Annotated in this window: 12 protein-coding genes; 7 read left to right on the plus strand and 5 right to left on the minus strand. The window is 53.2% G+C overall.

Features of this window, described 5'->3' with window-relative positions:
* Positions 1-26 precede the first annotated feature (26 nt).
* The 3 genes from D6C13_RS14675 to mdtH form a co-directional block, all read right to left on the minus strand.
* On the minus strand, positions 27-590 hold the full coding sequence (locus tag D6C13_RS14675; protein WP_120133470.1) for a lipoprotein: 564 nt from the start codon (positions 588-590) through the stop codon (positions 27-29).
* Between the two features lie 242 nt (positions 591-832).
* Positions 833-1480, minus strand: coding sequence for a glutaredoxin 2 (gene grxB / locus D6C13_RS14680; RefSeq protein ID WP_120133471.1), 648 nt, complete (start codon positions 1478-1480; stop codon positions 833-835).
* 166 nt (positions 1481-1646) lie between these two features.
* Positions 1647-2852: a multidrug efflux MFS transporter MdtH gene (gene mdtH, locus D6C13_RS14685; protein WP_120133472.1), complete on the minus strand. Its 1206-nt coding sequence runs from the start codon at positions 2850-2852 to the stop codon at positions 1647-1649.
* A gap of 212 nt (positions 2853-3064) precedes the next feature.
* On the opposite strand from mdtH, the gene rimJ reads away from it, so the two are divergent.
* From rimJ to murJ, 4 genes are all read left to right on the plus strand, one after another.
* Positions 3065-3652: a ribosomal protein S5-alanine N-acetyltransferase gene (gene rimJ, locus D6C13_RS14690; RefSeq protein WP_013575017.1), complete on the plus strand. Its 588-nt coding sequence runs from the start codon at positions 3065-3067 to the stop codon at positions 3650-3652.
* A gap of 10 nt (positions 3653-3662) precedes the next feature.
* Entirely contained in the window at positions 3663-4316 is a 654-nt protein-coding gene (locus D6C13_RS14695; protein WP_120133473.1) for a YceH family protein, read from the plus strand.
* 12 nt (positions 4317-4328) lie between these two features.
* Positions 4329-5240 (plus strand): Gfo/Idh/MocA family protein, encoded by a 912-nt coding sequence (locus D6C13_RS14700; protein WP_120133474.1) that lies wholly within the window; start codon positions 4329-4331, stop codon positions 5238-5240.
* Between the two features lie 206 nt (positions 5241-5446).
* On the plus strand, positions 5447-6982 hold the full coding sequence (gene murJ / locus D6C13_RS14705; RefSeq protein ID WP_120133475.1) for a murein biosynthesis integral membrane protein MurJ: 1536 nt from the start codon (positions 5447-5449) through the stop codon (positions 6980-6982).
* 66 nt (positions 6983-7048) lie between these two features.
* Here murJ and argS read toward each other — a convergent pair whose 3' ends face one another.
* On the minus strand, positions 7049-8782 hold the full coding sequence (argS, locus tag D6C13_RS14710; protein ID WP_120133476.1) for an arginine--tRNA ligase: 1734 nt from the start codon (positions 8780-8782) through the stop codon (positions 7049-7051).
* A gap of 218 nt (positions 8783-9000) precedes the next feature.
* Here argS and D6C13_RS14715 point away from each other — a divergent pair, with 218 nt between their 5' ends.
* Entirely contained in the window at positions 9001-9570 is a 570-nt protein-coding gene (locus D6C13_RS14715; RefSeq protein WP_167458032.1) for a VOC family protein, read from the plus strand.
* Here D6C13_RS14715 and D6C13_RS14720 read toward each other — a convergent pair.
* On the minus strand, positions 9567-10715 hold the full coding sequence (locus D6C13_RS14720) for a MalY/PatB family protein (protein WP_120133477.1): 1149 nt from the start codon (positions 10713-10715) through the stop codon (positions 9567-9569). The two genes, D6C13_RS14715 and D6C13_RS14720, sit on opposite strands and share 4 nt — an antisense overlap.
* Positions 10716-10828: 113 nt before the next feature.
* On the opposite strand from D6C13_RS14720, the gene cutC reads away from it, so the two are divergent.
* Both cutC and D6C13_RS14730 read left to right on the plus strand, forming a co-directional pair.
* The gene (gene cutC / locus D6C13_RS14725) at positions 10829-11587 is read left to right on the plus strand and encodes a copper homeostasis protein CutC (protein ID WP_120133478.1); all 759 of its coding nucleotides are present in this window, start codon (positions 10829-10831) and stop codon (positions 11585-11587) included.
* A gap of 166 nt (positions 11588-11753) precedes the next feature.
* A complete protein-coding gene (locus D6C13_RS14730) occupies positions 11754-12257 on the plus strand; it encodes a lysozyme inhibitor LprI family protein (RefSeq protein WP_120133479.1) in 504 nt (167 codons plus the stop codon).
* The last annotated feature ends 82 nt before the right edge of the window (positions 12258-12339 follow it).

The following is a 12339-nucleotide window of genomic DNA, read 5'->3' on the forward strand; positions in this document are numbered from 1 at the left end:
CAGGTTTATATCGCAGACAGTTAACGTTAGTCGGTGAACGGAATAACCAGTTCGCCCGGTTTCACTTCTATGCCTTTCGCCAGTTTCTTAGCCATCGCCTCGCCTTTGCTGTGATCGCCATTGAGCACGTAAGCCGGACGCTGGTTGAAATAGGTGTTCAGCGAATTGTTCAGATAAGGCATCAGGCCTTTCATCACATTATCCATTTTTTCCGGCTTGATGGTGTAATCCACCACCTGCATATCACGCAGGAAAATGGCACCTTTCTCATGGTCATACGTCGGATGCGCTTTCAGTGTAAGGTGCATATCGGCTTTTTGCGGGCCGAACAATGAAGAGATATCAACATGCGCATCGCCGGTCAGGGTTACGACGCCCGGTTCTGCGCGGCCAATCTGGCTGCTGAGATTGGACAGAACCAGTTTTGCATCAACTAACCCCGGAACGCCGAGTTGCTTCTCGAAGTTGTTGTTTTTCTGCAGGTAATCGTTGACCTGTTGCTCGCTGATTGTGTATTGCGTCAGCTGATTACAACCGCTCAGTAAACTGGCGCACATCAGAATTGCGGCACCCAGAAATCGCTTTGTCATTCTTCCCTCATTACGTAAATGCTAGTTTGTCAGCATGACCGCTAAGCGGACAGGCTCCAATCAGACAACGCTGATTAGCCTAAGTGCCGGAGGAAGGGAAGAAAAGGGAAATAGAAAAATAAGCCCTAATAATTCCCGTTGCAGGAAGGCGGTAAACGAAGGAGTCCCGATGAGCCGACTAAAGTCAGTGATTCGGGTGACCGGGCGCCGCCAACGCATCTGCAACGGGAAGTATGACGGGCTTAGCTCGCGAGACGAGTAAAGAGGTTTACCTGCGTCTGCTTCGCCATATTGTCGCGATAAGCCTGTACACGCGAAGGCCAGTCAATGCCTTGTACAATCGACAGCGAACGCAGCAAAGGCCACAGATTAATATCATCTTCGGACAGCTCGCCGTTCACCGCGTTCGGCTCAACGATCAGCTTGTCGAGCGCGCGCAAATCCTGACTGATTTTCTTCACCAGACCTTCGGAATGCTGCAGGTGTTCCGCGAAACTGCCGCTGGCGGCCTGTTTTTTATCAGAGAAGTATTTACGCGCTTCCGGTGTGGAGAATTCTTCCAGCGGTGCGGCCGCAAAGCGCGGCAGCAGCAAACGTCCGGTGTATTCAGAAACATGACGCAGCCAGGTGGCAATCGACGCATTCAGCGGACCGGTCAGCAGCGGCTTACCGTCACTTTTATCAATGTAATGCACGATATCCATGCTTTCAGGCATGAAGCCGCCATCGGCTTTTTGCAGGATAGGGACCATCTTTTTGCCCACCATCGAAACCGGCGTTTTTTCGTCGTCATTGAGCAGTACTTTGATCTCAACCGGGATGTTCTTCAGACCGAAGATCATGCGTGCTTTCACACAGAAAGGGCAATGTTCGTAAACGTAAAGTCTCATAGTTCGTGGCTCCTGTTATCGCCGGCGGTGACCTGTAGGGTGCATGAAAACTGCCGGATGTAGGTTCGGATTTTATCTAACTATAAGATTCAGTATGGGTAATTTAGGGGTGGAGATCAAACCGCGTTCCTAAAAACGCGGTTTACATCAGAGGATTGAATGAAGATCAGCCGCCGCTGAGCATGGCCGGTTCGATGCGGCGCAGATTGAATTGCCAGTACAGGCCGGTAAGGGTGATAAAACCGACGACGGCGAGCAGAAACCACGGTAACTGAGGCAGTTGCAGCGCCCGGCCGGTGTCGTACATCCAGCCACCGCCGGTGTAACCAATCACGCCCCCCAGTGCCAGTCCGAGACGGCTGAAGCCCATGTAACTGCCGCGGGCACGGGCGTCCGCCAGTGATGCACTGAGCGTTTCACGCGCCGGTTCGGCAATAATTGAGCCGATATAGAAAAAGCCAATCAGCAGTAATAGCGGGTTGATCGAAGTGACCAGTCCGACCGGCAACAGGCTGAGCGTCATGACCAGCAATCCAAACATCAGACGCTGCTCGAGGCGGAACCGTTTTTCGCTCCAGCGGGCAATCGGATATAAAAACGTTAAAGACAGTACGGCTTCGATGGCATACATCCATTTCACTGCCGACGGACTACCTGCGACATCATTGACCGCGATAGGCAGCATCAGCATGACCTGTACGGTCAGCATGTAATAGCCGGTGAGCGTCAGGACATACGTCAGAAAACGACGGTCGCGGAGTACGCGCATCATGCCTTCGCGCATCGGTGTTCGCATAGTGGAAATACGGTAGGCGGGTAACAGCCAGGCATTACAGGCTGCGGCCAGACAAAAAATAGCGGCACCCGCCCAGCAGACATAGTGAAAATCGTATTGCAACAGCCAACTGCCAATCAGTGCGCCAATAACGGCACCGGCGCTGTCCTGCATCATCATCAGGGAGAAGAAGCGGCTGCGCTCATGCGGACGGGTCAGTTTGATGACCAGCGCAGTACGCGGTGGATCAAATAAGGTGCCGCCGAGGCCGGAGAGGATACACGAGCTGACTAAAATCCAGGCTTCATCGGCCATCGCCATGGTGGCAAAGCCGGCAGCACGTAATAACATGCCGGTGATAATCATCGGTTTTGCGCCAAACCGGTCAGCGATCGCTCCGCCAAAAATGCCTAATCCCTGTTGCGTAAGCTGGCGTACACCCAGCGCCAGACCCACAACCATCGCCGCCCAGCCAAGTTGATCAACAAATCGGATTGAGATCAACGGAAAAACGACGAAAAAGCCTAAAATAACCAGCGCGTTGTCTAATAACAGAAAATACTTACCCAAGCTCCGAGCTTGTGATACCAGAGACATGCTTCACCATGAGCGATTATTTGTATCCTGTCCGGCAGATACGTAAGGGAGAAAAGACGCTTCCAGTCTGAACCGGAAACTGGCATTTAGATAGGGCGCTATTGATAATATTTTTTTATCGTCAAGCCGCGTTCTGACTGGCAGAATTAGCGATGATCTGTCGTTTCCTATAAATTCTATTTATCGACCCATGCGGGATGTGGAGGGAAGGGATGTTTGGCTACAAATCTGCCGTGCCAAAGGTGCGGCTTACCACTGACCGGATGGTTCTGCGCCTGGTTCATGACCGTGATGCGCACCGGCTGGCTGAGTACTACGCCGAGAATCGTGCGTTTCTGAAACCCTGGGAACCGGTCAGGGATGAAAGCCATTGTTATCCCTCCGGATGGCAGGCGCGTCTCGGCCTGATTACCGAGATGCAAAAACAGGGCAGTGCGTATTACTTTATTCTGCTCGACCCCGATGAAAACCGGGTAATGGGCGTGGCGAATTTTAGCAACGTGCTGCGTGGCTCTTTCCACGCCTGCTTCCTTGGGTATTCGCTCGGTCAGGAATGGCAGGGCAAAGGCCTGATGCAGGAAGCGTTGCAAACCCTCATCCGCTATATGCAACGCCAGCAAAAGATGCACCGCATCATGGCGAATTACATGCCACACAATAAACGCAGTGGTCAGTTGCTTGAGCGTCTCGGGTTTGAACGTGAAGGCTACGCGAAAGACTATTTGCTGATCGACGGCAAATGGCAGGATCACGTACTGACGGCGTTAACCTGGCAAGAATGGACACCCCCGTCCCGATAAGGAGAGCAGTATGAAACACGAACTCAGCGCCCGGGAGGCCCGTGTCGTGGGCTGTATGCTTGAAAAACAGCTCACCACGCCAGAACAATATCCGATGACCCTCAACGGCCTGACCACGGCCTGCAATCAGAAAACCAACCGCGAGCCGGTGATGGAACTGAGCGAAAGCGAGGTGCAGCAAACGCTGGATTTACTGCTGCGCAAACACTTCATCCGCACCCTGAGCGGTTCGCGGACCATGAAATATGAGCACCGTTTCTGTAATTCCGAATTTGGTAATCTTAAATTTTCCCCGCAGGAAGTGGCGGTGGTCACCACGCTGTTGCTGCGTGGCGCACAGACGCCGGGTGAATTACGCACCCGCACTAACCGTCTGCATGATTTCTCTGACGTTGCCGAAGTGGAACAAACGCTGACTGAGCTGACGAACCGTGAAGACGGCCCGTTCTGCGTGCGTCTCGCCCGCGAGCCGGGCAAACGCGAAAGCCGCTATATGCATCTGTTCAGCGGTGAAGTCAGCAATGTGGCCAGTGCCGCTGAAGAACCGTTGTTCAGTGCCGCGCCGGAAAGTGCCGGTCTGGCGGCGCGCGTGGAAACGCTGGAAGCGGAAGTCGCTGAGCTGAAACAACGTCTGGAAAATCTTCTGCAACATCTGGCCGATTAAAAGGAGCGGATTGTGAGTAAATTACGTATTGGGGTTATCGGGCTGGGCGGAATTGCGCAAAAGGCCTACCTGCCCGTGCTGAGTCATGCGCAAAACTGGACGCTGGTGGGCGGGTTTTCCCCGAATCAGCAAAAAGCGCAGGCGGTTTGTGACTCTTACCGCATGGCCTGTTTTTCACGTATTGATGAACTGGCCAGTCAGTGTGATGCGGTTTTCGTTCACAGCAGCACCGCCAGCCATTTCGAGGTGGTCGGGCAATTGCTGGCGCAGGGCGTACACGTCTATGTGGATAAACCGCTGGCGGCAGAGCTTGATCAGGCAGAACAGCTGGTAGAACAGGCGCACAAGGCCGGCAAAGCGCTGATGGTCGGATTTAACCGCCGCTTCGCACCGTTATACCGGCAGCTGAAAGAGAATATGCAGGATGCGGCTTCGCTGCGCATGGATAAACACCGCACCAACAGCGTCGGGCCAAACAGTCTGCGTTTCACTTTGCTGGACGATTATCTGCACGTGGTCGATACCGCGCTGTGGCTGGCGGGCGGCAAAGCCACGCTGGAAAGCGGTCTGGTTCAGATTAACGAAGCAGACCAGATGCTCTATGGCGAACACCATTTCCTGTGTGGCGAAACACTGGTGACGACATCCATGCATCGCCGTGCAGGAACCTCGCGTGAAAGCGTTCAGGCAGTGACTGAAGGCGCGGTGTATCAGCTGGACAATATGCAAATCTGGCGTGAAGAGCAGCAGGATATTCTGACGCAACTGCCTGTACCAGGCTGGCAAAGCACGCTGGCGCAGCGCGGTTTTGTCGGGGCGATTGAACACTTTGTCGATTGCGTGAGTAACCAGACCGCGCCGGAAACCAGCGGTGAGCAGGCAATTTATGCGCAGGCGATGATCGAGAGAATTCTGAATTCTTAACATCAATCCGCAACAGACATGCCGCGCGGGATGGTGCGGTTAACAATCAATAACAACATAAAACAACTGCCGGTGGCTATTGCATGGCGGATGCGTAGACTAAGCGCATCTTTGAGCCATGCCGGTTCATCTTTCACGCCTGCTGATGCAGGCGTGGTTGTTTAACTGACTCATTTATCAGCTAACCGGTAAACAAGAAAAGTGACATGAATCTACTTAAATCTTTGGCAGCCGTCAGCTCCATGACGATGTTTTCACGTGTATTAGGTTTTGCCCGCGATGCGATTGTGGCACGCGTGTTTGGCGCCGGAATGGTCACCGACGCCTTTTTTGTGGCGTTTAAACTCCCCAATCTGTTGCGCCGCATTTTTGCCGAAGGCGCATTCTCTCAGGCTTTCGTGCCTATTCTGGCTGAGTACAAAGCGCAACAGGGTGAGGAAGCCACCCGCACCTTTATTGCTTACGTTTCCGGCTTACTGACGCTGGTTCTGGCGATTGTTACCGTGATCGGCATGATTGCCGCACCGTGGGTGATTTATATTACCGCGCCGGGTTTTGTCGATTCACCGGACAAATTTGCGCTCACCAGTTCTCTGCTGCGGATCACCTTCCCGTATATCTTGCTGATTTCACTGGCATCCCTGGTCGGGGCGATACTCAATACCTGGAACCGTTTCTCGATACCGGCGTTTGCGCCGACCTTCCTGAACGTCAGCATGATCGGTTTTGCGCTGTTTGCGGCCCCGTATTTCCATCCGCCGGTGCTGGCACTGGCCTGGGCGGTAGTCGCCGGTGGTGTGCTGCAACTCGGTTATCAGCTGCCGCATCTGAAGAAAATAGGCATGCTGGTGCTGCCACGCCTTAACCTGAAAGATGCCGGTGTATGGCGTGTGATGCGCCAGATGGGGCCGGCTATTTTGGGTGTCTCCGTCAGCCAGATTTCCCTGATCATCAACACGATTTTCGCCTCGTTTCTGGTGTCCGGTTCTGTTTCGTGGATGTATTACGCTGACCGCCTGATGGAGTTTCCTTCCGGTGTGCTGGGCGTGGCGCTGGGTACTATCCTGCTGCCGTCACTGGCACGCAGTTTCTCCAGCGGTAATCACGGCGAATATAACCGCCTGATGGACTGGGGACTGCGTCTGTGTTTCCTGCTGGCGCTGCCAAGTTCTGTCGCGCTGGGGATTCTGGCGAAACCGCTGACGGTCGCATTATTCCAGTACGGTAAATTCAGTGCGTTTGATGCCTCCATGACGCAACGTGCGCTGGTCGCCTATTCCGTCGGGCTGATGGGGTTAATCGTCGTGAAAGTGCTGGCTCCGGGCTTCTATTCCCGTCAGGACATCAAAACGCCGGTGAAAATCGCCATCATCACGTTACTGATGACGCAGGTGATGAACCTGGCCTTTATCGGGCCGCTAAAACACGCGGGGCTTTCCCTTTCGATTGGTCTGGCGGCTTGTCTGAATGCTTCGCTGCTGTACTGGCAACTGCGCAAGCAGGATATTTTCCAGCCGCAACCGGGCTGGAGAACGTTTCTGATCAAACTATTTGTGGCGGTGATTGCAATGGCCGCAGCACTGCTCGGCATGATGTATCTGATGCCAGCCTGGGACGTAGGCGGAATGGCTTATCGTCTGGCGCGTCTGGCTGCTGTCGTGGCCGTGGGCATAGTGGCGTACTTTGCAGTGCTCGGCCTGCTGGGATTCCGGGTAAAAGAATTTTCCCGCCGTTTGGATTGATGATGTGAATTTCAGAAACACAAAAGGGCGCCTCAGCACCCTTTTTTAATATCCTGAAACCGCGAATTACATACGTTCTACGGTTTCGATACCCAGGGTATCCAGACCGGTTTTCAGCGTGCGCTGGGTCAGCAGTGCCAGTTTCAGGCGGCTGTTGCGACTGGTTTCGTCTTCTGCATTCAGGATAGGGCAATGCTCGTAGAAGCTGGAGAACAGGCCAGCCACGTCGTACAGATACGCACACATGGTGTGTGGCGTGCCTTCGCGGGCGACGACGGTCAGCACTTCTTCGAATTGCAGCAGGCGGGTTGCCAGCGCGGCTTCGCGCTCTTCGCTCAGCACAACCGGCTGGGTCAGGCTGTTCACGTCGATTTCCGCACGTTTGAAGATAGAAGCCACACGGGTATAAGCATATTGCATGTACGGCGCGGTGTTGCCTTCGAACGCCAGCATGTTGTCCCAGTCGAAGACGTAATCGGTGGTGCGGCTTTTTGATAAGTCAGCGTATTTGATTGCGCCGATACCGACGGCATTCACCAGCTTTTCCAGTTCTGCAGCGTCTTTCATTTCCGGATTTTTTTCGGTGATGAGCTTACGCGCGCGATCGATCGCTTCATCCAGCAGGTCGGACAGTTTCACCGTGCCGCCTGAGCGGGTTTTGAACGGCTTGCCGTCTTTACCCAGCATCATGCCGAACATGTGGTGTTCCAGCGTCACGGAATCAGGCACATAACCGGCTTTACGCGCGATAGTCCATGCCTGCATCAGGTGCTGGTGCTGACGGGAATCGATGTAATACAACACGCGGTCGGCACCGAGTGTTTCGTAGCGATATTTCGCGCAGGCAATATCGGTGGTGGTATACAGGTAACCGCCATCTTTTTTACGGATGATCACACCCATCGGGTCGCCATCTTTATTTTTATATTCATCGAGATAAACGACAACTGCGCCTTCACTGTCGACTGCCAGACCTTTGGCCTGCAGGTCGGAAACGATGCCCGGCAGCATGCTGTTGTACAGGCTTTCACCCATCACATCATCTTCTGTCAGGGTCACGTTCAGGCGGTTATAGGTCAGCTGATTTTGCTTCATGGTCACGTCGACCAGTTTGCGCCACATTTGCAGGCAGTATTCGTCGCCGCCTTGCAGCTTCACTACGTAGCCACGTGCGCGTTCGGCGAAGGCTTCGTCTTCGTCGTAGTTTTTCTTGGCAGCACGGTAGAACTCTTCCAGATCCGCCAGATTCATTTCAGCTGCATTTTCGTTCTGCACTTTTTCCAGATACGCAATCAGCATCCCGAACTGGGTTCCCCAGTCGCCGACATGGTTGGCGCGGATGACTTTATGACCAAGGAATTCATTGGTACGTACGGCCGCGTCGCCGATGATGGTGGAACGGATATGGCCGACGTGCATTTCTTTTGCCACGTTTGGCGCGGAATAATCGATGACGATGGTTTGCGGTTCAACCGGTGCGATGCCCAGCTTTTCGTCGTTCAGCGCGCTGTCAACGTGCGCGCCAACAAACGCCGGATCGAGGAAAATGTTAATGAATCCCGGACCGGCGATTTCCACTTTATTCGCGATACCGTTCAGGTCTAACAGTTCAACCACTTTCTCTGCCAGTTGTCGCGGTGGCATACCGAGTTTTTTTGCCACGGACATAACGCCATTTGCCTGATAGTCGCCGAACTGTGCTTTGGCGGACTGACGGACTTGCGCTTCGCTGTCGGCGGATGCGCCTGCTGCGATCAGCGCCTGGCTGACTTTTTCTGAAAGAAGTGACTGAATATTCACCGAAGTACCTTTATTTAGGAATGTGGTTGTTTGCTGTTCATCCCAATGCGGACGAACCTAAAATGATGCGTGTTTATATCATATTAGCCCCGCGACGTCAGTATCGCCGCACGCCGGAGGGCGAGGAAAGCGTGATTCTGCGGCGCGTCTCTGGCAACCGGATGAAAGGCTGTGTAAATTACCCGACCCTGAAGATATGCAAACTGAAAAGAGATAGGATGCCTGCCATGAATCAAGTGCCTGAGTTACAGGATTTAGTCGAAGATTTGCCGCGTTTTGCCAGCGTATTGACGGCATTCGCCGCAAAATTACAGCTCAGTCTCGGTGAGTTTCATGCAGATCACATCTCAGTGCGCTGTCATCAGAATACGACAGCGGACCGGTGGCGCTCCGGGCTGGAAAAGTGCGGGCAACTGCTCAATGAAACGCTGATTAACGGCAGAACAATTTGCCTGTTTACTCTCAATGAGCCGCTGGTTGTCGGGCCGCTGAGCATCGATTTGGTTGAGCTGCCGTATCCGGGAGATAAGCGCTATCCGCATGAAGGCTGGGAGCACATTGAGATTGTTTTACCGGGCGCTGAAGACGAATTGTCGGCGCGGGCGCTGGCATTGATAGCCGACGAAGCGCTGCTGACGCCAGGTATTAAGCTTAAGCAAAGTGCACCCAAAGGCGAGAATGAGCGGCTGCCTAACCCGACGCTGGCGATTACCGACGGGTCAGTGACCATCAAATTCCATCCGCACAGCCTGCGCGATATCGTCGCCAGTGAAAAGGCTGAAGGTTAACGTTCGAGCGCGTGTAATGCGGTTTCCATACGGTCCATTGCCTTTTCAAGCAATGCCCGCTGGCATCCGAAATTGATGCGCACAAAACCGGGGGCACCAAATGCAGCGCCGCCGGAAAATCCGACGCCAGCTTCCACAAAGAACCGGTACGGATCCTGCACTGGCAATGCACTGGCATCAATCCAGCCGAGATACGTACCCTCAGGTGGCAGCATGCGTAAGCCTGGCATGGCGTTGATTCTGGCAGTGATCAGCTCGCGGTTGCCGCGTAAATAGTCGAGTTGTGCGCTCAGCCATTCTTCTCCATCACGGTAAGCGGCGGTGGCAGCGACATAGGCCAGAATATTAACGTGCGGAACAATGCCTTCGCTGGTCTCGAGAAACTTTTTACGCAACTGCGGATTAGGGATGATTGCCATTGAAGCGCCCAGACCGGCCAGATTGAAGGTTTTCGACGGCGCCAGCAGGGTAATGGAGCGCTGTTCTGCATCGGAATTGAGCGACGCAAACGGGATATGTTGCAGACCCGGTTCCAGAATCAGGTCGCAGTGAATTTCATCAGAGCACACCACTAAATTGTGGCGTCTGGCGAACGCCTGTTGTTCCAGCAATTCTTCGCGCTTATAGACCGTTCCACCCGGATTATACGGGTTGCACAGCATCAGCAATTTTTCGCTGCCATCAAGCTGGCTTTCGGCAGCGGCGAAATCAGCCACCCTGCGCTGTTGCTGCTCTTTCACGGGAATGGAGTTGAACTGACGCCCCTCAGACTGCGCCGCCTGCATAAACGGCGGGTAAATGGGCATCGGCATCAGGCTGGTTTCGTGCTGAGCCACGTTAGCGCGCACGGCGACGTTCAGGCCGCAAACCAGTCCTGGCAGCCAGACTATCCACTCAGGCTGAATTGCCCAGCTGTAACGATCCGCCATACGGCTGACCACTAATTCAGTCAGTTCCGGGGGGGTGGATCCGTAACCAAACACGCCTTCTGCAACGCGTTGCTGTAATTCTTTAATGACTTGCGGCGGGGAAGTGAAGTCGGTATCAGCGACCCAAAGCGGAATGACATCCTGATTATTGTATTTATTCCACTTAACGCTATCACTGTGACTGCGGTCTACCCATAAATCAAAATTGAGTGTCATAGTTAGCTTTCCTAAGCAAGCAGATTGGGAGGGGATGCTCATCTCAAAGCCTACGCGACATGGCCGGTTACAGACAAGTGTTGTAGCATAATGCCGTTATCAGGAGAGATCACATGACTAAATTAGAAGTGTGTTGTTACAGCGTGGACTGTGCGTTGACAGCAGAACAGGCCGGAGCGGATCGCGTCGAATTATGCGCGAGTCAGGCTGATGGCGGCATTACGCCGAGTTACGGTACCCTCAAACTGGCGAGGGAAAAAGTGACAATCCCGGTACATCCGATTGTACGCCCGAGGGGTGGTGACTTTTGCTATAGCCAGAGCGAATTTGATGTGCTGAAAAGTGATATCGCCTGCATTCGTGATCTCGGATTTCCGGGGCTGGTGGTCGGTATGCTGGATGCGGAAGGGCATATTGATATGCCAAGAATGTGGGAAGTCATGGCGCTGTGTGGCGATATGGCCGTGACGTTCCATCGCGCGTTCGATATGTGTCTGAACCCGAAGATTGCACTAGAGCAGTTGACTCAGTTAGGGGTGGCGCGCATTCTGACTTCCGGCCAGCAACAAAATGCGGAAGTGGGTTTACCGATGCTTCGGGAACTCAACCAGCTGACGCGTGGTCCAATCATTATGGCGGGCGCGGGTGTGCGTCTGACGAATCTGCAAAAGTTTGTGGATATCGGGCTGACCGAATTACACAGCTCCGCAGGACGTCAGGTGCCTTCTTCGATGCGTTACCGCAAAGCCGGTGTCACGATGAGTTCTGACACAGATTTTGATGAATTCAGTCGTTATTGCGTGGACGGCGATATTGTTGCCGCAATGAAAAGCACATTGCAGTTCGACGATGAAATATCCCGCACGGCGTAATAACCCAATGATTTAACCGGGTCTCACGACCCTTATTGCGTCGCCCTGCGCAAGTACCAGGCCCCGTCATTTTGGCGGGGCTTTTTTTGTGTTCTGAATCTGCTTTTTTTGTGTGAATGAGTCGGATAATCTGTCTCTTCATCAAATTGTCACCACCGGAAGGGACATGAAAAAGTTATTTATTACTCTCACGCTGCTGGGATTGTCGCATTCATCATTTGCTGCTGATAAACAACCCAGCAGCGTTCTGGATAATGGTGTTGAGACGTTTGCCATTGATTGTGCTGGCAACCCTCAGCAAACAACACTGGATATAAACGCCTGTTATGCGGAAAAAATCGACAAGCTGAATTGGGTAAAACAAACGTATCTTGATACGGCAAGGAAAAGCATCGAACCCACGGCTAAAGACCCGGATCCGGATCCTGATGCGGCGGAAATGCTGAAAGTGTTTGAGGAAGAAACTCAGGCGTGGGATGCGTTTGAAGATAAAGCGTCAACGGCGACTTACACCGCATATCAAGGTGGAACTATCAGAGGAGCCATGTCGATGTCGCGGAGAATGGAACTTATTGAGCTACGTATTAAAGATATCTGGAGCAACTGGCTGCAATATCAGGATTCCACGCCTGCGGTTTTACCAGAACCAAAATTTAAAGAAGGCGATTAATGAAGTTTTGTGGTCATGAAAAAGCGCCTGAGTGGCGCTTTTTCAGAAGGGTCCTCATTCAGCCCCAGGTCAGCAGCGCCAC

Source organism: Rahnella woolbedingensis (assembly GCF_003602095.1).
Lineage (GTDB): Bacteria > Pseudomonadota > Gammaproteobacteria > Enterobacterales > Enterobacteriaceae > Rahnella > Rahnella woolbedingensis.